Raw genomic sequence first — 19,973 nt, 5'->3', positions numbered from 1 at the left:
CTTATCCCTCCACCTCTCTCCTCTCCGCACCCGCTGGAGCCGCTCCATGCCTACGACCTCCTCGCCCTCCTCGGCCGTCTCACCGGTCGCGCCCGTCACGGCGCCGGTCTCCGCCGACCAGGCGACCGCCCACACCCTCCTCAACTGTCTGCTGCGCGAGGTGTCGGGCCCGGAACACCAGACCGTCGTGGCCGACGGCCGGCTGCGGCTGCGGCTGCCCCGCAGCGGGGTCCTGCTGCGGGTGGGGCTGCGCCGCACGTCGCTGATCGGCGCGCACCGGTTCACCGGACCGGTCAGCGAACAGCGCGACGGCGTCTGGGCGGAGGTCACTTGGCGCGGGCTGGCCGAGCGCATCCAGCGGGAACTCCAGCTGCGCACGGGGGTCCGCAACGACGAGTTCCTGGCGCAGGTCGCCTCCAGCCACGCGGGCATGACGGCGGCCCTGGAGGAGCGGGAGAAGGCCGCGGGGAACCCCGCCCCCGACGCCTATCTGGCCTCCGAACAGTCGCTCTTCTTCGGCCACCGCTTCCACCCCACCCCCAAGGCCCGCACCGGAAGCCCCGCCTCCTGGTCGCTGTTCGCGCCCGAGGCCGGTGCCCGCTTCCCGCTGCACCACCTCGCCGTGCGCCGGGAGTTCGTACGGGAGGAGTCCGCGTACGCCGGGGCGCTGGCGCCGCTGGACCGCCAGCGGCCGGTCCCCGACGGCTACCGGCTGCTGCCCGCCCACCCCTGGCAGTACGCCATGCTCCGCGAGCACCGGGTGCTGCGGGCGGCGCTCGACCGCGGCGACCTTCTCGACCTGGGGCCCGGCGGGCCGGACTTCGCGCCGACCGCCTCGGTCCGCACGCTCTACGACGGCCGGGACTTCCTCAAGTTCAGCCTGAACGTGCGCATCACCAACTGCCTCCGCAAGAACGCCGACTACGAGCTGTCCGGCGCCGTCGCCCTCACCCGGCTGCTGGAGCCGGTCGCCGCCGACCTCGCCGCCCGCTTCCCCGGCGCCGACCTGCTGCGCGAACCCGGCTACCGCACGCTCGACCTCGACGACCGCCACCTCTCCGAGGGCTTCGGCGTGATCGTCCGCGAGGGGCTGGACGCCCGGCTGCGGCCCGGGCTGACCGGGCTGCTGGCCGCGGCCGTAGCCGACGAGTACCCGACGAGCGGCGCCCAGCTCTCCCACCTCCTCGGCGGCACCGGCCCCGATCACGCCCTCGCCTGGTGGCAGGCGTATCTCGACCTCCTCGTACCGCCCGTCCTGGCCGCCTACTTCGACCACGGCGTGGTCCTCGAACCCCACCTGCAGAACGTGGTCATCGGCGTGGACGCCACCGGCACCCCGCGCCAGGTGCTCTTCCGCGATCTGGAGGGCACCAAGCTGGTGTCCGGCCACCACGCCGCCGCCCTCGCGGCGCTGCCCGAGGCGGTGGCCAGCCCCATGACGTACGGGCGCGAGCGCGGCTGGGACCGGGTGGTGTACTGCCTGCTGGTCAACCACCTCGCCGAGATGGTCGCCGCCCTCGCCGACCGCCACCCCCGGCTGGAGCCCGACCTGTGGTCGGCGGTCCGCCGCGTCCTGTGCGAACGCTCCGCCGCCCACGACGACCCGCCCGCGCTGCGCGCCCTGGTCGCGGGCGTGCCGCTGCCCGCCAAGGCCAACCTGCTGACCCGCTGGGGCCGCAAGGCGGACCGCGACGCCGGTTACGTCCGTATCGCCAGCCCACTCGCCTCCGACCTGCTGTCCGAGGCGGCCCGCGTGATTGCCCCCGGGAGCGCCCGTTGAACACCCCGCATCTCTCCCCCGAGGCCATCGAACTCGCCGGGACGCTCACCGGGGACGGCCTCCCCGCGTACGTCTACGACCTCGCCGCCCTCGCCGTCCACGCCCGGGAGATACGGGCCGCGCTCCCGTCGGACGTCGAGCTGTACTACGCGGCGAAGGCCAACCCGGAGCCGCCGGTCCTGCGCGCGCTCGCCCCGTACGTCACCGGCTACGAGGTCGCCTCGGGCGGCGAACTGGCCCACGTCCGCGAGGCCGTCCCCGAACGGCCGCTCGCCTTCGGAGGTCCGGGCAAGACGGAGACGGAGCTGCGGCGGGCGCTGGAGCTGGGGGTGGAGCGGTTCCATGTGGAGAGCGAGCACGAACTGCGGCTGCTCGCCGCCCTCGCCGAGGGGCGTTCCGTGGACGTCCTGCTCCGCGTCAACCTCCCCCTGACCGACGAGGCGCTGGGCGGCGCGGCGCTCGCCATGGGCGGCCGCCCCAGCCCCTTCGGCCTCGACCCGGACCGGGTGGAGCAATGCCTGCCGCTCTTCACCGAGGGCGGCCCGCTCCGCCTGCGCGGCATCCACGCCCACCTCGCGAGCGGCCTCGACGCCCCGTCCCAGACCGCCGTGGCCGGGCGGATCGCCGACTGGACGCGCGAGCTGTCCACCCGCCACGGCCTGGGCCTGACCGAGGTCAACGTGGGCGGCGGGATGGGCGTGGACTACACCCGCCCCGACGCCCGCTTCGACTGGAAGGCGTACGGCGAGGGCCTGGCCGGCGTCGCCGACCGGAACCCCGGGCTGACCCTGCGGATCGAGCCGGGCCGGGCGCTGACGGCGTACTGCGGCTGGTACGTCACGGAGGTGCTGGACCTCAAGCACAGCCGCGGCGAGGCGTTCGCGGTCCTCCGCGGCGGCACCCACCACCTCCGCACCCCGGCCGCCAAACAGCACGACCACCCCTTCCAGGTGCTCCCCGCCACCCCCTGGCCCCATCCCTGGCCCCGCCCCGCCGCCCGCGGCGAACCGGTCACCCTGGTCGGCCAGTTGTGCACCCCGAAGGACGTCCTGGCCCGCGGCGTCCCGGTCACGGAGCTGCGCGCCGGGGACCGCGTCGCCTTCGCGCTGACGGGCGCGTACGCCTGGAACATCTCGCACCACGACTTCCTCATGCACCCGAAGCCGGGCTTCCACTATCTGGCGGAGCGACCATGATGTCGGCCGGGCGGAGTGGCGGCGTGAAATTCCGCGGCGGCTTGACGCTGTTGTTCCTTCTGCCGGTGGCATGGGGGGTGTTCTCGCTGCTCGGAAGCGTGGCGGCCGCCACCGGAGCCCCGTGCCCGGGCGTCATCCTGGACGAGCATGGCGAGGACCATCCGGGGCCCATGCGGCCGGGCCAGACCTGCGCGTTGTACGACGGTCACCGCCTGACGGGCACCTCGACGTACCAGGAGCGGAAGAACGCACAGGCCGGGCGGCACGAAGACCTCCTCGTGCGGGGCCTCGTGCACACCGGCTACGGGCTGGCGGGGCTCGCCGCCCTCTGGCTCCCGTACGGTCCGCCCTGGCGCCGGAAGGAGCCGTAGGCGCTACGCGGGAGCCGGGGCCGTGCTGCGGCGGACGACCAGTTCGGTGGGGATGGTCACGCGGACCCCGGGCTCCGGGGAGCGGTCGAGCTGGTCGAGCATCAGGGTCAGGCAGCGGCGGCCGATCTCGGCGAAGTCGGTGCGGACCGTGGTGAGCGGCGGGAGCAGATGGGCGGCCTCGGGGATGTCGTCGTAGCCGACCACGCTGACGTCCTCGGGGACCCGGCGGCCCGCCTCGTGGAGGGCGCGCAGGACGCCGACCGCCATCTGGTCGTTGGAGACGAACAGCGCGGTGAGGCCGGACCGCCGGGCGATGCGGCGGCCGAGGTCGTAGCCGGAGTCCGCGCTCCAGTCGCCGAGCAGCGGCTCGTGGACCTCGGCGCCCGCGGCCGTCAGCGCGGCGCGCCAGCCGTCGACGCGGGCCTCGGCGGCGATCCAGCCGGTGGGGCCCGCGATGTGGTGGACGGTGCGGTGGCCCAGGCCGAGGAGGTGATCGGTGGCCTGGCGGGCGCCGGACGCGGAGTCGCCCGCGACGACCGGGATATGCGCGCCGAAGCTCTTGTCCAGGGTGACCATGGGGATGCCGTGCTCCGCCTCGACCAGGGCCTGGCCGACCGAGCGCTGCGGCGCGATGGCGATGATGCCGTCGGCGCCCTGGCCGAGCAGGCGGTCCACCGCGCCGGTCACGGCGGCCTGGTCGGCGGCGGTGAGGGCGATCGTGCTGACGAGGTAACCGGCCGCCTGCGCGGCCTCGTTGATCCCGGCGAGCGTGGCGGCCGGGCCGAAACGGGCCGCGTCGAAGGAGAGCACACCGAGGGTGCGGCTGCGGCCGCTGGCCAGGGTGCGGGCGCTGGCCGTGGGCCGGTAGCCCAGCTCGCGCATGGCGGCGCGGACGCGCTCGCGGGTCTCGGCGCGTACCCGCGGGTGGTCGTTGAGGACGCGGGAGACGGTCTGGTCGGAGACCCCGGCGCGCCGGGCGACGTCCGCCATGACCACCTTGCCGCCGGTGGTGGGGCGGCGGCGCCGGGCGGGGGTGCGGGGTGGCTCCGCCATGCGGTTCGGCTCCTTCACGAAAGGGTGCTCGCCCCGGGCGCGCGGCCGCGCCCGGGGCAGGGCTTCCGGGTCAGTCCTGAGCGGTCCAGCCCAGGTCCGGTGCGTCGACGAGGTGGGCCACCCGGGTCGTCGCCGACTGTAGCTCCAGCAGGGTCAGCTCGTTCTCGCCCGCCTTCAGCACCGGTGCCGGTACGTACAGCCGCCGCTGCGGGCCGCGCGACCAGTAGCGGCCCAGGTTGAAGCCGTTGACCCAGGCCAGGCCCTTGGTCCAGCCGGGCAGGGCGAGAAACGCGTCGGCGGGGGAGTCCACCGTGAAGGTGCCGCGGTGGAAGGCCGGGCCCGCGACGGGGGTGTCCGTGGTGCGGAAGGGGAGTTCGGGGAGCTCATCGAGGGGGAGGCGGTGGCAGGTCCAGTTCTCCAGCGGCTCGCCGTCGAGGGTGACCGGACCGGTGATGCCCTTGGGGTCGCCGATGCGGGCGCCGTAATTGGCGCGGCCCATGTTCTCCACCAGGATGTCCAGCCGGGCGCCGTATTCGGGGCTGCGCACGTGCAGGCTGTCCTCGTGGCGCTCGCGTTCGACGACCCCGGCCGGGGCGCCGTTGACGAACACCTGCGCCCGGTCGCCGACTCCGCCCGTGAAGTGCAGCACGCGGTCGCCGATGGCGGGCAGCTCGGTGCCGTAGAGGACGAAGCCGTAGTTCTGGCCGAGCGCCTCCATGGTGGGCGGGTCGGTGAAGTGTTCCGCCGGGGCCAGGAATTCGGCGCTGACCAGGGCGTTCGCCGAGGCGGTCAGCCGGACCTCGGTCGGCGGCAGCTTGGGCGACGGCTCCGGGACGGGCTCGTCCGGTACGGCCGCGTGGCGGGCGATGACCTCGCGGAACGCCGCGTACTTGGGGCCCGGGTCGCCGCATTCGGTCAGCACCGCGTCGTAGTCGTAGGAGGTGACGGCCGGCGCGTAGGCGTGATCGTGGTTCGCGCCGCTGGTGAAGGCGAAGTTGGTGCCGCCGTGGAACATGTAGATGTTCACCGACGCCCCCGCCGACAGCAGCGCGTCCAGATCGGCGGCCGCGTCGTCCGCCGCCCGCACATGGTGCGGCTCGCCCCAGTGGTCGAACCAGCCGATCCAGAACTCGGCGCACATCAGCGGCCCGCTCTCCTGGTGGGCGCGCAGCACCTCCAGCGAGTCGCCGATCCTGCCGCCGAAGGTGCCGGTGGAGAGCACCCCGGGCAGGCTTCCGGCCGCCAGCTTCGCCTTGTCGGCTTGGTCGCAGGTGAACAGCAGCTCCTCGACGCCGCGCTTGCGCAGGGCGTCGGCCAGATGGGCGAGATAGGCGGTGTCGTCGCCGTAGGCGCCGTACTCGTTCTCCACCTGGACCGCGATGACCGGACCGCCGGACTCCGCCATATGCGGGGCGAGCGGGGGCATCAGCAGATCGAGGTACGCGTCCACGGCCCCGGTGAACCGCGGATCGCTGCTGCGCTGCCGGATGTCCGGATCCGCGGTCAGCCAGGAGGGCAGCCCGCCGCCCTCCCACTCGGCGCAGATGTACGGGCCGGGGCGCAGCAGGACGTACAGCCCCTCGGCCCGGGCGAGTTCCAGGAAGCGGGGGAGGTCCAGCAGCCCGTCGAGGTCGAGCGGGCCGTCCGGCGAGGGCTGGTGCAGATTCCAGGGGACGTACGTCTCGACCGTGTTGAGCCCCAGCAGCCGGGCCTTGCGCAGCCGGTCGGCCCACTGGTCGGGGTGGGTGCGGAAGTAGTGGAGGGCGCCGGAGAGGATCCGGAAGGGCTTGCCGCGGAGCAGGAAGCCGTCATCGCCGAGTGTCAGGGCGGGCATGGGCCGAAGTCCTTTCGACCGCAACCGCGGGAGCGGGTGCGGTGGGGGTGGTGTTCGTCAGGGATACGGACGAGGACGTGGCGCGGATCAGCCAGATGGTGGTGATCAGGCAGACGGCCGAGACACCGCCCAGGACGAGCGGTACGGCGCGGATGCCCGCCAGCTCGATCGCCTTGCCGAGCACGGGCCCCGCGGCCACCCCGCCGATCATCGAGGCGGCGATCACCAGCGCCCCGGCCCGGCGGGCGCGCGGCGCCGCCCGGGCCAGCCAGGGCAGACCGGTGGGGAAGACCGGCGCGATGAACAGGCCGACGCCCGCGTACGCGTACGGGGCCAGGGCCGGGACCGCGGCGAGCAGCAGACAGACGGTCATGCCCGCACAGCTGACCGCGATGATCGCCGGGGCGGGCCAGCGCAGCGCGAGCGGGACGGCCAGGAAGCGGCCGACGGTCATCATCAGCCAGTACACGGAGGTCGCCGAGGCGGCGGCGGTCGCGCCGTACCCGACCGTCTCCAGATGGGTGGGCTCCCAGCCCCCGACCCCGGACTCGACGCCGACATGGAGGACGTAGAGCAGCACGAACGCGCCCAGGACGGTGGCCAGGCTCCGGGTGCGTACCCCGGCGGCGGTCACCGCTTCGGTGGTGTCGCGCGCCGGTGCCTCGTCCCGCACCCCGGCCAGACACAGCACGAGCGGCAGCGTGAGCACGGCGAAGCCCAGGAACACCACGGCGTAGTGCTCCGCCCCGACCAGGCCGATGAGGGCCGGGCCGAGGATCGCGCCGATGCCGAAATAGGCGTTGAGGACGTTGAGCATGGCGGCGCTGCGCCGCCCGAAGCCGACCGCGAACAGCTGGTTCAGCCCGTAGTCGATGCCGCCGAAGCCGAGCCCCGCGACCAGCGCCATGCCCAGCGCGAGCGGCCATCGGGGGGCCAGCGCGAACCCGGCCGCGCCGCCCGCCATGAGCAGATACGAGCAGCCGAGCATCGTGCGGTTGCCGACCCGGCCGAAGAGCCGGTCGAAGCCGAGGACGCCCGCGACCCCGCCGACGAAGTGCGCGCTCAGGGCGAGCCCGGCGGCCGACGGCGACAGCCCGTAGTCGTCGCGGAAGGCGGGGATCGACGGTCCGTAGAGGGCCTGCAGCGCGCCGATGAGGATGAAGCCGAGGCAGGACGCGATCACCGCGGCGCGGCTGAACAGCGGTGACGCGGGGTCGGGTCGGGAGGGATCCGAGGTCTGGTCCACGTGCTTGTCCACGTTGTCCACCAGCTGAGTGTTACCGCTAACATTTTTGCCGTCAAGACGTGACTGGGTACCCCTGGGGGTCGGCGCCGGACTCCCCGGTCGGATGCCCCTCGCGGGGGTGCGATCCTTAAGCCGCTTCGTGGGCAGTGAGCGTCACCTGTGCGTCGTCCTCGTCGATGGCGATGTTCAAGGACGCGTTCAGCCCCTTGGCCAGCTTTGCGAGCAGGGGCAGAGTGGGAACGGTGTCGGACCCCTCGATCCGGGAGATCTTGGCCTGGGTCAGCCCGGTACGGGTGGCCAGCTCACTCTGCGAAAGCCCGAGTTCCACGCGGCGGTCGTAGACGACCTTGGCCAGCGCCATCGACAGCCGATGCTCTTGGCGCTCCTGTTCGACCTCGGCGGTCTCCCGGTGCCCCTCGGTCAGCTCTCGTTCACGCGCCAACTTCCAACGGCTGTGTCCCATCACTGGTCTCCTTCCGTGCGGATGAACTCTGAATGCGCCGGGCCATGCTCGGCTTCGCACTCCTTCTTCGCCAGTACCGCCCTGCTGATCTGCGCTTCCTCATGGGCTCTGGTCTTGCGGAACACGGTGAGCAGGACGACACGGCGGTCGTCCGTGATCCAGTAAGTCACTCGCGTCTGCACGCCGTCGAGGCTGGGGCGTAGCTCGCTCACTCCATCGCGCAGCGGACGGGCGTAGGGCATCGGGACCTGTGGCCCCAGCTCGGCCAACAACTCGGCGTAGGCCTCCACCTTGCGGTAGAGCTTGCCGGGTAAGAGTTCGAGCCAGGTCCTGATCTCGGGCTCGACCTCGATGACGTACAGGGCGTTCATGTCGTGAACGGTATATGTCGTCAACGACATCCTCAAGCGGGGCTGGACCCGAGGCGCTGTCAGTGGCGGGTGCGACGATTCGCCGTATGTGCGCTGAGGGATCGATCGCCGGGCACGGGACCGCCGACTACTGGGACGCCGCCGCGGCGGCGTTCGACGACGAGCCGGATCACGGGCTGCGCGATCCGGCCGTGCGGGAGGCGTGGGCGGCGCGGCTGCGGGACTGGCTGCCGGGGCGGCCCCGCGATGTGCTCGACCTCGGCTGCGGCACGGGCAGCCTGGCCCTCCTCGCCGCCGAGCAGGGCCACCGGGTGACGGGCGTCGACCGGTCGCCGCGGATGGCTGAGCGCGCCCGCGCCAAGCTCGCCGGGACGAACGCCACCGTGCTCGTCGGGGACGCGGCGGCGCCGCCGGTGGAGGAGGGCGGCTTCGACGTCGTCCTGGCGCGCCATCTGCTGTGGCTGCTGCCCGATCAGGAGGCGGTGCTGCGGAGGTGGGCGCGGCTGCTGCGGCCGGGCGGGACGCTGGTGCTGATCGAGGGCCGCTGGGGCGAGTCGGATCCGGTCGGGCTGACGGCCGGTGACCTGACCCGCATGGTCGAGCCGCTGGCCTCCCGTACGTACGTCGAACAGCTGTCGGCGGACGCGGCGCTCTGGGGGCGGCCGGTGCGCGACGAGCGCTATGTCCTGCGCGCGGCCCTCGCCCCGCCCCGGCGGCACGCCGAGATCGTCGACGTCCATCTGCTGCTGCGGCGCGGCGACCACCTCCTGCTCGCGCGCCGCGCGGGCACGGGATACGCGGACGGACTGCTGCACGCGCCGTCCGGCCATGTGGAGGACGGCGAGGACGTACGGACCGCGGTGATCCGCGAGACGGCGGAGGAGATCGGCATCCGGCTCACCCCGGACGAGGTGCGCGTGGCGCTCGTCATGCAGCACAAGTCGCCCACGGGCACGGCCCGCACGGGCTGGTTCTTCGAGGCGGAGCTGAGGGAGGGCGGGCCGGAGCCGGAGAACCGGGAGCCGCACAAGTGCTCGGAGATCGGCTGGTTCGCGCTGGATGCCCTGCCGGACGACATGGTGGCGTACTGCCGTGCGGGCGTGGCGGCGTACCGCGCCGGAGACCGGTTCGCCGTCCACTGGCACGAGCCGGACGACGCCATCGCGTCCACCCCGGACGGCCCGGACCGGCTGGTGGTGCTGAAGGCGTCGGGGTGACGGTTCCGCGGCGGCCGGTCAGTGGTGGCCCGCCTCCGAATTTCCGGACGTACCCGAGGCGGCACACAATGGGTGCGACAAAGTCCGTCCCCTCACCCGCACGCACCCCCAGGAGCCCCACGTGGCCTTGCAGATCACCGTCGACGCCGACGCGGCGACCGCGCCCTTCGAGCAGATCCGCGTGCAGATCGCGGAGCAGGCGCGTTCCGGGCAGCTGCCCGTGGGGTACAAGCTGCCGACCGTACGTGGCTTCGCCGAGGAGCTGGGGCTGGCGGCGAACACCGTCGCCAAGGCGTACCGCGCGCTGGAGGCGGACGGGGTGATCGAGACCCGTGGCCGCCATGGCACGTTCGTCGCGGCGGCCGGTGACGCGGCCGGGCGTCGGGCCGCCGAGGCGGCGCAGGCGTACGCCCAGCGGGTCCAGCGGCTCGGGCTGGACCGGGCGGCGGCGCTCGGCGCCGTCGAGGACGCGCTGCGTGCGGCGTACGGTGAGTGACCCGAAAAGACAAGGGGAGCCGATGACCACCAGCCGCATAGCCCTGGTCCGCCGCCCGAGCCCGCGTCTCGCCGACGGGCTCGTCACGCACATCGACCGCAAGCCGGTCGACGCCGCGCTCGCGCTGCGGCAGTGGGAGGCTTACGTCGCCGCCCTGCGGACGCACGGCTGGGAGACGGTGGAGGCGGACCCCGTCGACGCGTGCCCGGACGGGGTCTTCGTCGAGGACACGATGGTCCTCTACCGGAACGTCGCGCTGATCGCCCGCCCCGGCGCTGAGTCCCGCCGCCCCGAGACCGCGGCCGCCGAGGCGGCCGTGGCGGCGCTCGGCTGTTCGGTGGGCCGGGTGCGGGAGCCGGGGACGCTGGAGGGCGGCGATGTGCTGAAGATCGGCGACACGGTGTACGTGGGGCGCGGCGGCCGGACGAACGGGGAGGGCGTGCGGCAGGTGCGCGCCGCCTTCGAGCCGTTGGGGGCGCGGGTGGTGGCCGTACCAGTCAGCAAGGTGCTGCATCTGAAGTCGGCGGTCACGGCGCTGCCGGACGGCACCGTGATCGGGTATCCGCCGCTGGTCGACGACCCGGCCGCCTTTCCGCGCTTTCTGCCGGTGCCCGAGGAGTCGGGGGCGCATGTGGTGCTGCTGGGCGGCGGCAGGCTGCTGATGGCGGCGAGCGCGCCGCGCAGCGCGGCGCTCTTCGCCGACCTCGGGTATACGCCGGTGCCGGTGGACATCGGCGAGTTCGAGAAGATGGAGGGCTGTGTGACCTGTCTGTCGGTGCGGCTGCGGGAGCTGTACGTCTGAAGACGCGGGGGCCCTACAGGTACAGCCCCGCGTCCGTCTCGCCCGGCTGGATGGGGACCGAGGCGGGGCGGGTGCCGCGGCGGAGGGCGAACAGCTCCGCGAGGGTCGCGCCGTCCCGGCCGATGCCCTCTTCCGCGCCGAGCCAGTTGACCGCCTCCGTACGGTTCAGCTTGCCGACCTCGATACGGGCCAGGCAGCGGCCGGGGCGGACCACCGCCGGGTGCAGCCGCTCCAGATCCTCGTTGGTGGTCACACCGACCAGGACGTTGCGCCCCTGGCCCAGCAGACCGTCCGTCAGGTTGAGCAGCCGGGACAGCGCCTGGCCCGCGGTGTGCTTGGCCTCGCCGCGGATCAGCTCGTCGCAGTCCTCCAGGAGCAGTAGCCGCCAGCGGCCCTTGGCGGAGCCGTCGTCCTCGCCGATGGCGATGTCCATCAGATAGCCGACGTCGGTGAACAGCCGCTCCGGGTCCAGCACGCAGTCCACCTGGCACCAGTCGCGCCAGGAGCGGGCGAGGGTGCGCAGCGCGGACGTCTTGCCGGTGCCGGGCGGACCGTGCAGCAGCAGGAGGCGGCCCGCGATGTCGTCCGGGGTGACCTTCATCAGCCCGTCCATGGCCTCGGCGACCGGCCCGGTGTAGTTGTCGCGGATCTCCTCCCAGGTCCCGGCCGCGATCTGGCGGGTGGTGCGGTGCGGGCCGCGGCGCGGTGAGACGTACCAGAAGCCCATCGACACGTTCTCCGGCTGGGGCTCGGGCTCGTCCTCCGCGCCGTCGACCGCCTGGCGCAGCACCTTTTCAGCAAGGTCGTCCTCGACCGCGGTCACGGTCACGTCCGCGCCCCGGTTCCACCGGGACACCAGCAGGGTCCAGCCGTCGCCCTCGGCGAGCGTGGCGCTGCGGTCGTCGTCGCGGGCCGCGCGCAGCACGGTCGCGGCGGGCGGCAGCAGCGTGGCGCCCGACTTCACCCGGTCGACGGAGTGGCTGCGGGCATACGGCTGCTCTCCGGTCGCGAAGCGGCCGAGGAAGAGCGCGTCGACAACATCCGACGGCGAATCGCTGTCATCGACATTCAGCCGGATCGGAAGGGACTGTTCGGCGGGTGTAGCGGGCAGGGTCTGCCTCCTGAGCGAGCGGTCCGGATGCGGCGGTCGGCGCACCCTGCCCCATGATCCAGCACGAGGGGCATCGGCGCACCGGGGTTTACGGCCGTTTACCGAGCTGTTCCGAAGAAGCCCACCGGAATGGGGGCGTTCAGGGATACTCTTACCCTTTGTAGGACGTCAAGGACGGGAACGGGGCGGGGCGCGGGTGGGATCGTGGGCGGAATTCCGGGCGGGATTATCGGGAGCGCGGCGGTGGCGGATCACCGCACTCCTCGCCGTCGGCATGGCCACGCTGGCCCTGCTGCTGACCACATGCACCAGCTGGCCGGGTGACGGCGCGGGGCGGCCCGGGGCGTCGGCCTCGGCCCGGGAGCGGGCGGCGTCGGCCGGTCTGGGCTGGGGTTTCACCCACACCCAGTACAGCGCGGACCGCGGCACCGACAGCGCCAGGAAGACCGCGGAGTCGCTGCTGTCCGGCAGCCCGATGCCGCAGAACCAGCACATCATGGGCTGGGGCGCGGGCAACCCCGAGCCGTCCCCGGGCCGCTACGATTTCGCGGATCTGGACCGGCGCGTCGCCCTGATGCGCAAGACCGGCACCGAGCCCGTGCTCACCCTGTGCTGTGCGCCCGACTGGATGAAGGGCGGCACCCCGGGGGACACGGACTGGTCGCAGGAGTCCCTGGAGACCGCGCCGAGCCCCGACCACTACAAGGACTTCGCGAAGCTCGCCGGAAAGATCGCCGACCGCTATCCGGAAGTGCGCCACTTCATCGTCTGGAACGAGTTCAAGGGCTTCTACGACGACGGCAGGAACCGCTGGAACTACGAGGGCTACACCAAGCTCTACAACCTCGTCTACGAGGAGCTGAAGAAGCGGAACCCGAAGAACATGGTCGGCGGGCCCTATGTGGTCGCCGACAGCGACCCGCCCGGCGGGGCGGGCGGCGACGACACGGTGAGCGGCCCCTGGGGCACCCTCGACCGGCGCTCTGTCGACGCGATCACGTACTGGAACGAGCACAAGGCGGGCGCCGACTTCGTCGTGGTCGACGGCTCCAGCTACACCCGCGAGGACGACCGGCTGATCCCGGACGCCTTCGGCGCCACGGAGAAATTCCAGGACGTCACCCGCTGGCTCGACGAGACCACGAAGCTGCCGGTGTGGTGGGCCGAGTGGTACGTGGAGCCGGCCGCCGACACGAGCCGGGACGGCGCCCGCGGCCGCTGGAGCGAGGCCCACCGCGTCGCCGTGCAGGCCACCGCGCTGACCCGGCTGGCCCGCGGCGGCGCCGCCACCGCCTTCTACTGGAACCCGGAGACGACGGGCGCCTCCTGCCCCGGCTGCCTGTGGCGCCCCACCGAACTGGACGACGGCGGCGAGGCGCTGCCCATGATGGAGCTGCTGAGCCGCTTCGGCCGCGAGTTCCCGCCGGGCACCCGCTTCCGGTCGGTGGACATCGCCGCCGACGACCGGCCCAATGTGCAGGTCCTCGCCGACGACGACGCGACGCTGGTGATCAACACCCTGAGCCGGTCGATCAAGGCGAAGGTCGACGGGCGGTCGTTCGCCATGGACGCGTACGAGGTGCGCTGGCTCAATCGGTAGCTCACGCCGTGGCGCACGCGTCGGCGCGAGCGGCAACCCCCTCATGACATCGCCCTCATGACATCGTCACGAACCGCTGCAGCAGCGACGCCAGCACCACCAGCAGCAGCGGCAGCGCGAACCAGTACGACCCCTGCAGCCAGCGCAGCCGCCGCACGCTCGGCGGCATCGCCACCCGCACCACCTCGCGCACCGCCAGCAGCACCATCAGCACCACCGCCGCCAGCGCGCCGGTCACCGACCACGGCGTCCAGGTGATCTGCGGCCCGGCCGGGCCCGGCTCCGGCTCCGGTACTGCCGCGCGCGGCGGTGACTTCAGCTCGTACAGCGACGCGTCGTCGTTCGACAGCACCCGGCGCAGTTCGGGGCGCTGGTCCAGGGAGCGCAGCAGCCGCTCCTGCCAGCGCTCCCCGTAGCCGGAGTCCAGCTGCAGCGAGACGGACTGGCCGCGGCCGACCATCAGATACGACTGCGGCCCGGCGTCGCGCAGCGCCGTCATCAGGCCGCCCACCAGCACCGGGTCGCGCGGGGCGAGCGTGGGCTCGTACGCGACCCGCTCCATGTCCCGCGCGCCCCACGGCATCGCGGGGGTGACGCTGTTGACGGGGTCGTCGCTCATCCACAGCACCCGCACGGTCGGCTTGTCGTGCGCGTAGAGGTACTCCATGGCCGCGACCTCGCCGGGCCGCACCCGCTCGAACGCCTCATTGCCCCAGCGGGCGACCAGGAAGCCGGACATCAGCGTCAGCCCCGCGGCCAGGGCCGCCAGCGGCGCCAGACCCCGGCGGCCCCGCCGCACCCGCGGGAAGATCGCCAGCGCCCCGAGCACACAGGCGCCCGGCAGCGCGAACATGAAGACGCGCAGCGCCATCTCACCGCCGTAACTCTGCATGCCGAAGCCCAGGAACGGTACGAAGGTCAGCACCAGCAGGGCCCGCTCGGTGAAGCCCGCCGCGCGCCGCCGCAGCACCCCCCAGCAGGCGCCCGCCAGCACCCCACCGGCCAGCGCCACCCGTACGTACAGCACCAGCTTGTGCACACTGCTGCCGCCCTCGATCCGGCCGGAGACGGACGACGACACATTGCCGCCCACCCCGCCGACCCCGCCGAACAGCTCATCCCAGTGGCCCGACCAGTACGGCTCCGCCAGGAAGCCGATCCAGACGACCACCATCACCCCGCACAGCAGCGGCAGCCCGAACAGATCGGAGCGCCGCACGAGGACCAGCGCGGTCACCACTCCGAGCATCACGAACGGGGTCAGCTGATGCGCCGCCACCGACGCCGCGAACAGCGCGATCAGCAGCCCGAGCAGTGCCGCCCGCTGCCCGCGCGTCGCCTCCGCCACCTCCGCCTCACCGGGCCTGCGCTTGCCGCCCAGCACCCGCGGTTCGCGGAACCACACCAGCAGCACGGCGACGAACACCAGATAGAAGAGGTACGTGAACCCCTGCGGCGAGAAGTAGTCCTGGCCCACCCAGCCGCTCAGGGCGAACAGCCACGCCGCCGTCCACTTGGCCCGCCAGCTCGCCCGCAGCGCGCGCAGCAGCAGCATCAGGGGAGCGAGGTAGAGCAGCTGGATGAGCGTCGGCCACCAGCGCAGCAGCGCGGAGAAGTCCCGTACGCCGCACGCCTCGGCGAGGAACGCGGCCCCGGCGAAGAAGCCCGGCCAGCTCCAGCGCGCGTCGAGGTCGGGCACGGCGTCCCCGGTCCGGCCGATGTAGTCCAGGAACCCCAGGTGCTGCCACGCGGTCGGGAACCGCGGATACGCCTCCAGCACGGCGGGCACGGCATGCAGGGAGACCACGGTGGCCAGCAGGGCGACGGCGAGGAGTGCACGGGGCTGTCGGCCGAGCGCGAGCGCACCGGCGAACGCGGCGACGAGCAGCGCCGCCCCCAGCAGCGTCGGCCAGGGCAGCACGGAGACGAGCCCGAGCCCGCCCATCCGGTCCAGGGAGGCATCGTCGATGCCGCGCAGCGGCAGCCAGTAGAGGCCGAGGCCGGCGGCCAGCACCGCCCACAGGACGGCCACGCCGGTCCGCGGCCGCCTCCTGCCCGCGTCGGACGACGCGGTGGGCGAGGCAGGAGCGAGGGGCTGGGGTGGTGCGGCCTGGGGTCCGTACCGGGTGTCGGGGCGGCGCTCTGGATGGTCGAAGTCCATGCGGACACCCAACGCCAGGGTGTCCGAGTCCAGCGCCGCGCGCAGCGCCCAGCGCGTGCCGTAGCGGGCGTCGTGCGTGCCACGGGAACGCCTGGCGCGCCGGTCGCCGTCCACCGCCAGGTCCGCCAGATCACCGTCGGGCGCCGTGCCCCGCTCCAGCTCCAGCGGCGGGGGAGGGCCGGGCGGCGGCGGAATCCGCGCTTCGGCGGGGGCCGGGGCCGCGGGCCGCACCGTGACCACCCGGTACAGCTTCACCGACGCGATCGAGGCGATCACCGCCAGGCTGGAGATCTCCGCGACCCCCGCCCCGGTCAGCCCCATCCGCGGCAGCAGCACCAACGTCAGCCCCAGCACCAGCATGCACAGCAGCCCCTGCAGATACGCCAGCCCCGACGTGCGGCTCTGCGCCCGCAGCACCGCGAAGTACACCTCGATGACCACCCGCAGCGCCGCGCCCACCGCGAACCAGCGCAGCAGCGGCGCGGCCGCGTCCGCGTACCCGGCCCCGAACACGCCCAGGATCTGCGGCGCGAAGACGAACAGCCCGAGACAGACCGGCAGCATGATGCGCGCCATCCGGCGCAGCGCCGCCCGGCAGTTCTCGGCGAGCCGGGCCGGGTCGTGCGAGCCTTCGACAGTCAGCGACGCGCCCATGTTGATGGCGAGCAGATTGACCGTGCCGCCGATCGTGGTGGTGATGTAGAAGTACGCGTTGTCGGCCGCGCTGACCTGCGAGGCGACGATCACCGGCACCGCGTACACCACGGCCAGCGAGAACAGCGACCCGGTGTAGTCCCCGGCGAGGAAGCGGCCCATCTCCCGGTACGACGGGGGCCGCCCCCGGTCCTTCGTCGCCTTCGCGTGCCGCGGCACCAGCCGCCGGAAGACCAGCCAGCCCAGCGGCAGCACGGACACCGCGATGGAGATCACCCACGAGACGAACACCCCGGCGGTCGGGATCGTGGCGGCGAGCGCGACGAGCAGCAGCAGCTTCGCCGCCGAGAACACCGTGTTGCCCACCGGCACCCAGAGCGCGCTGCGCAGCCCGGTGAGCACCCCGTCCTGCAACGTCAGCAGCGACCAGCCGACGACCGCTATGACGAAGCCGATGCCGTGCACCGGGCCGTGCAGAAAGCGGTACGAGGGGCCCCAGACGTTCAGCGTGAGCAGGAAGACCACCGCGGCGCACGCCACGACCACCGAACTGCCCGCGTACGTGGCGCCCACCAGCCGCCCCGTCGTGCGCCCGGCGACCGGGATGAACCGGGCCAGGGCACCGGTCAGCGTCACGGCGGTGAGCCCCGCGAGGAGCTTCATCGCGGCGATGGCCGCCGAGCCCTGGCCGACCGCGTCCTCCGCGTAGTAGCGGGCCGCGGCCAGCCAGAAGCCGAGGCCGAGGACGGCCGAGATGCCCGTGTTGAGCATCAGCGCATAGGCGTTGCGGAACAGCTGGCTGCCGCCGCCGGCCGGCTGCTCGGTGGCGAGCTGTTCCTCGGCCTCGGCCCGGGTGGTCGTGTCGGACACGGACTCAAGTCACCTTTCCCAGTAGCTGACGTGATCTGCGGACGAGGGCATAGCCCTTGGTGAGGGCCCGGTCCCCGGCGAAGGCGCGGCCCACGGCCCGGCCGTGGACCAGCCGCTCGAACTCCTCGACGCGGGTACGGCGGGAGACCGTCACCCGGCGCAGCGCGTACGGACCCTGGCGGCGGTCCGCCAGCGCGTTGCCCACCGCGAGCGACACCCCGAACCCGGCCTCCCGCACCACCCGCCGGACCCGGCGGTCGGAGTAGCCGTAGGGGTAGGCGAACGACACCGGCGGACGGCCCAGCTCGGCCTCGATGATGTCCCGGCAGCGCACCACCTCGAAGCGGAGCCGCTCGTCCGAGAGCTGGTCGAGCTGCGGATGGGTGTGGCTGTGTCCGCCGATCTCCACTCCGGCCGCGGCGAGTTCGCGCACCTGCCCCCAGTCGAGCATCAGGTCGAGCGCGCCGTCCGTCTCGTACCGGCCGCGCAGCCAGCCCGTCGAGGCGAAGAGGGTGGCCGCGAAGCCGTGCCGGCCGAGGACGGGGAGGGCGTGGCGGTGCACGCCCTCGTAGCCGTCGTCGAAGGTGATCAGCACGGGGTTCGACGGCAGCGCGGGGCCACCGCGCCAGGCTCGGGCGAGCCGCTCGCAGGTCACCGGGGTGAAGCCGGACGCGCCGAGCAGCTCCATCTGCTCGGCGAACGCCCCCGGTGAGACGGACAGCGCGTGCGTCGCCCGGGCCGGTGCGTGCGCCACGGCGTGGTACATCAGCACCGGCACCGGCCCGGTGGCCCCGGGTCTCACCGTCATGCCGCCCCCTCGCCGGGCGCCGAAGGGCCCGGCACCGCCGCGATGGTGAAGCGGGCACCGCCCGCCCGGCGGGCCCGGGCGGTGCCGATCAGATAGCCGCTCGCCGCGGCCGACACACCGGCCACGATCGCGCCCGCGCGACCGGCCCCGCCCGCCCGGCCGAGCAGGGCGTCCCGCAGCCCGCGGGCGACGCCCGCGGGCAGCACCCGGGTGGTGTAACGGCGCTCGGTCGCCAGCCCGGCCTGGGCCCCCACACTGCGGGCGACCAGGGCCTTCGACAGCCCCTCGGCATACGCCCGGCTGCGGAAGTAGGCGAACCGCTCCCGCGCCGCGGGCACCTTGTGGTGGATGACCGCGCGGTCGTCGATCAGCAGCACCGCGTCCGGCCGGGCGCGCGTCAGCCGGATGCACAGCTCGGTCTCCTCGCAGCCCAGCGGCCGCTTGTCGCCGTCCCGCCCGATGCCGCTCGCGAACCCGCCGACCGCGTCGAACGCCGCCCTGCGGAACGAGGCGTTCCCGCCGAGCACATTGCGCACCCGGACCCGCCCGGGCGGCAGCCCCCGGTACGTACACCCCACGACCCAGTCGAACTCCTCCGGGAACCACGCCGGGCGGCGCCGGGACGCCCACACCGGCTCGGTGCGCCCGCCGACCGCCAGCACCCGCGGATCGGCGTACCCGGCGGCGAAGTGGCGCAGCCAGTCCCGCTCGGCGACCGCGTCGTCGTCGAGGAACGCGATCACCTCGCCGGAGGACGCGGCGATGCCGGTGTTACGGCCCGCGGACAGGCCGCGGGGGCCCGCGTTGGCGAGCACCCGCACCTCCTCCCCACCGGCGACGCCGGAGGCGTCGGCGCCCGCGTAGTGGTCCCGGAGCCGCCGCAGCAGCGCCGGGTTGTGGTCCACCACGAGCAGCGTCTCCTCGGCGGGCCACGACTGGTCGCCCACCGAGGCCACCGCGGCGAGGATGTCGTCCCAGCGGTCCTCGGTGTAGACGCAGATCACCACCGAGATCCGCGGCTGCGGTCGGGCGAGGGTCAAGACACCTCCCCTCGGACCGCCGCGGGCGCCACCGCCGGGCGGCGGGGCCGCCGGATCCCGCGCTCGCTCAGAATCACCCTGAGCACCCGCAGCCCGTCGCGGACGGCCCGCAGATTGCTGGCGCCGTGGATGCGCTCGTACTCATGGCTGGGGATCTCCTGGACCCGCAGCCCGGCCTTGACTACCCGGATGTTCATCAGCGTCTCCACCTCGAACCCGGCGCAGTCCAGTGCGATCTCGTCCAGGCAGCGGCGCCAGAAGGCGTTGTAGCCGTAGCACAGATCGGTGTAGCGGGCGCCGAACTTGCGGTTGACGATCGCGGTGAGCGCGCGGTTGCCGAGCTTGCGGATCGGTGTCATGTCGTCCGTGCCGCCCCCGTTGGCGAAGCGCGACCCCTTCGCGAAGTCGGCGCCCGACACCAGCGCGGACACATAGCTGACGATCTCGGACCCGTCGGCGGAGCCGTCCGCGTCCACCATCACCACGATTTCCCCGGTGCAGGCGGCGAATCCGGTGATGAGCGCGTTTCCCTTGCCCTTGCCGCGCTGCGGCACGACCTTCACATCCGGCCAGAGTTCACGGGCCACCCGGACCGTGTCGTCCGTGGAATTGCCGTCCACCAGGACGACCTCATGGATCCAGTCCGGAAGGGTCTTGAACACATACGGAAGATTCTCGGCCTCGTTCATCGCCGGAATCACGACGCTCACCGGCGGCGCGATCGCGAGATGCGAGGAGATGGGCCGGTATCGAGACGATCCGGCGGGCGGTGCGATGTCGGACGTGGCCGGTCGCACAAAAGAACTCATGACGATGGTTCCCTCTCGTCCGGTGGACCACCGTCCCCACGGCGGTCCTTTGGTGTATCCGGTTCGAAAGGGGGGTTCTCATCCGCCCATG

Annotated in this window: 17 protein-coding genes; 7 read left to right on the top strand and 10 right to left on the bottom strand. The window is 73.2% G+C overall.

Going from position 1 to position 19,973, the window contains the following annotated elements; all coding sequences use genetic code 11:
* Positions 1–46: 46 nt before the first annotated feature.
* The 3 genes from ACZ59A_RS34325 to ACZ59A_RS34315 are packed head-to-tail and all read left to right on the top strand — an operon-like array spanning position 47 to position 3,347.
* On the top strand, positions 47–1,780 hold the full coding sequence (locus tag ACZ59A_RS34325; protein ID WP_470966943.1) for an IucA/IucC family protein: 1,734 nt from the start codon (positions 47–49) through the stop codon (positions 1,778–1,780).
* Complete coding sequence (locus tag ACZ59A_RS34320; RefSeq protein WP_470966940.1) at positions 1,777–2,976, top strand: type III PLP-dependent enzyme; 1,200 nt, start codon at positions 1,777–1,779, stop codon at positions 2,974–2,976. The genes ACZ59A_RS34325 and ACZ59A_RS34320 overlap by 4 nt, the downstream gene beginning before the upstream one ends.
* Positions 2,977–2,999: 23 nt before the next feature.
* Positions 3,000–3,347 carry a hypothetical protein gene (locus tag ACZ59A_RS34315; protein ID WP_470966938.1) on the top strand — a complete coding sequence of 116 codons (348 nt, stop codon included), beginning with the start codon at positions 3,000–3,002 and terminating at the stop codon, positions 3,345–3,347.
* 3 nt (positions 3,348–3,350) lie between these two features.
* Here the strand turns inward: ACZ59A_RS34315 and ACZ59A_RS34310 are convergent, their stop codons facing one another.
* From ACZ59A_RS34310 to ACZ59A_RS34290, 5 genes are all read right to left on the bottom strand, one after another.
* Positions 3,351–4,400: a LacI family DNA-binding transcriptional regulator gene (locus ACZ59A_RS34310; protein ID WP_470966935.1), complete on the bottom strand. Its 1,050-nt coding sequence runs from the start codon at positions 4,398–4,400 to the stop codon at positions 3,351–3,353.
* Between the two features lie 70 nt (positions 4,401–4,470).
* On the bottom strand, positions 4,471–6,234 hold the full coding sequence (locus ACZ59A_RS34305) for a glycoside hydrolase family 35 protein (protein ID WP_470966933.1): 1,764 nt from the start codon (positions 6,232–6,234) through the stop codon (positions 4,471–4,473).
* Positions 6,209–7,435 carry an MFS transporter gene (locus ACZ59A_RS34300; protein WP_470967100.1) on the bottom strand — a complete coding sequence of 409 codons (1,227 nt, stop codon included), beginning with the start codon at positions 7,433–7,435 and terminating at the stop codon, positions 6,209–6,211. Before ACZ59A_RS34300 ends, ACZ59A_RS34305 begins: the two co-directional genes overlap by 26 nt.
* 172 nt (positions 7,436–7,607) lie before the next feature.
* Entirely contained in the window at positions 7,608–7,943 is a 336-nt protein-coding gene (locus tag ACZ59A_RS34295; protein WP_470966930.1) for a helix-turn-helix domain-containing protein, read from the bottom strand.
* Positions 7,943–8,314: a type II toxin-antitoxin system RelE/ParE family toxin gene (locus ACZ59A_RS34290; protein ID WP_470966927.1), complete on the bottom strand. Its 372-nt coding sequence runs from the start codon at positions 8,312–8,314 to the stop codon at positions 7,943–7,945. Before ACZ59A_RS34290 ends, ACZ59A_RS34295 begins: the two co-directional genes overlap by 1 nt.
* 86 nt (positions 8,315–8,400) lie before the next feature.
* Here ACZ59A_RS34290 and ACZ59A_RS34285 point away from each other — a divergent pair, with 86 nt between their 5' ends.
* From ACZ59A_RS34285 to ddaH, 3 genes are all read left to right on the top strand, one after another.
* Positions 8,401–9,531, top strand: a complete 1,131-nt coding sequence (locus ACZ59A_RS34285) for a methyltransferase domain-containing protein (RefSeq protein WP_470966925.1) — start codon at positions 8,401–8,403, stop codon at positions 9,529–9,531.
* 121 nt (positions 9,532–9,652) lie between these two features.
* On the top strand, positions 9,653–10,027 hold the full coding sequence (locus tag ACZ59A_RS34280) for a GntR family transcriptional regulator (protein WP_470966922.1): 375 nt from the start codon (positions 9,653–9,655) through the stop codon (positions 10,025–10,027).
* Between the two features lie 22 nt (positions 10,028–10,049).
* Positions 10,050–10,829, top strand: coding sequence for a dimethylargininase (ddaH, locus tag ACZ59A_RS34275; protein WP_470966919.1), 780 nt, complete (start codon positions 10,050–10,052; stop codon positions 10,827–10,829).
* Between the two features lie 13 nt (positions 10,830–10,842).
* On the opposite strand, the gene ACZ59A_RS34270 is transcribed toward ddaH, so the two are convergent.
* The gene (locus ACZ59A_RS34270) at positions 10,843–11,940 is read right to left on the bottom strand and encodes a DUF5925 domain-containing protein (RefSeq protein ID WP_470967097.1); all 1,098 of its coding nucleotides are present in this window, start codon (positions 11,938–11,940) and stop codon (positions 10,843–10,845) included.
* A gap of 274 nt (positions 11,941–12,214) precedes the next feature.
* On the opposite strand from ACZ59A_RS34270, the gene ACZ59A_RS34265 reads away from it, so the two are divergent.
* Complete coding sequence (locus tag ACZ59A_RS34265; RefSeq protein WP_470967094.1) at positions 12,215–13,540, top strand: xylan 1,4-beta-xylosidase; 1,326 nt, start codon at positions 12,215–12,217, stop codon at positions 13,538–13,540.
* A gap of 55 nt (positions 13,541–13,595) precedes the next feature.
* Here ACZ59A_RS34265 and ACZ59A_RS34260 read toward each other — a convergent pair whose 3' ends face one another.
* From ACZ59A_RS34260 to ACZ59A_RS34245, 4 genes are read right to left on the bottom strand one after another with little or no spacing between them, the layout of a single operon-like run.
* Complete coding sequence (locus tag ACZ59A_RS34260) at positions 13,596–17,225, bottom strand: lipopolysaccharide biosynthesis protein (protein WP_470966917.1); 3,630 nt, start codon at positions 17,223–17,225, stop codon at positions 13,596–13,598.
* A gap of 4 nt (positions 17,226–17,229) precedes the next feature.
* Positions 17,230–18,033 (bottom strand): polysaccharide deacetylase family protein, encoded by an 804-nt coding sequence (locus ACZ59A_RS34255; protein ID WP_470966914.1) that lies wholly within the window; start codon positions 18,031–18,033, stop codon positions 17,230–17,232.
* Complete coding sequence (locus ACZ59A_RS34250; protein ID WP_470966911.1) at positions 18,030–19,073, bottom strand: glycosyltransferase family 2 protein; 1,044 nt, start codon at positions 19,071–19,073, stop codon at positions 18,030–18,032. Before ACZ59A_RS34250 ends, ACZ59A_RS34255 begins: the two co-directional genes overlap by 4 nt.
* Complete coding sequence (locus ACZ59A_RS34245) at positions 19,070–19,882, bottom strand: glycosyltransferase family 2 protein (protein ID WP_470966909.1); 813 nt, start codon at positions 19,880–19,882, stop codon at positions 19,070–19,072. Before ACZ59A_RS34245 ends, ACZ59A_RS34250 begins: the two co-directional genes overlap by 4 nt.
* Positions 19,883–19,973 lie beyond the last annotated feature (91 nt).

The organism is Streptomyces sp. NPDC040405, assembly GCF_055595765.1.
The sequence above is the reverse complement of the archived record's forward strand: the minus strand, read 5'-3'. Positions and strand labels throughout refer to the sequence as shown.

Bases quoted from the DNA above. Each gene is read 5' to 3' on its own strand.
- ACZ59A_RS34325 (WP_470966943.1), top strand. From the start codon at position 47: ATGCCTACGACCTCCTCGCCCTCCTCGGCCGTCTCACCGGTCGCGCCC.
- ACZ59A_RS34310 (WP_470966935.1), bottom strand. From the start codon at position 4,400: ATGGCGGAGCCACCCCGCACCCCCGCCCGGCGCCGCCGCCCCACCACC.
- ACZ59A_RS34305 (WP_470966933.1), bottom strand. From the start codon at position 6,234: ATGCCCGCCCTGACACTCGGCGATGACGGCTTCCTGCTCCGCGGCAAG.
- ACZ59A_RS34295 (WP_470966930.1), bottom strand. From the start codon at position 7,943: ATGGGACACAGCCGTTGGAAGTTGGCGCGTGAACGAGAGCTGACCGAG.
- ACZ59A_RS34290 (WP_470966927.1), bottom strand. From the start codon at position 8,314: ATGAACGCCCTGTACGTCATCGAGGTCGAGCCCGAGATCAGGACCTGG.
- ACZ59A_RS34285 (WP_470966925.1), top strand. From the start codon at position 8,401: ATGTGCGCTGAGGGATCGATCGCCGGGCACGGGACCGCCGACTACTGG.
- ddaH (WP_470966919.1), top strand. From the start codon at position 10,050: ATGACCACCAGCCGCATAGCCCTGGTCCGCCGCCCGAGCCCGCGTCTC.
- ACZ59A_RS34265 (WP_470967094.1), top strand. From the start codon at position 12,215: ATGGCCACGCTGGCCCTGCTGCTGACCACATGCACCAGCTGGCCGGGT.
- ACZ59A_RS34255 (WP_470966914.1), bottom strand. From the start codon at position 18,033: ATGACGGTGAGACCCGGGGCCACCGGGCCGGTGCCGGTGCTGATGTAC.
- ACZ59A_RS34245 (WP_470966909.1), bottom strand. From the start codon at position 19,882: ATGAGTTCTTTTGTGCGACCGGCCACGTCCGACATCGCACCGCCCGCC.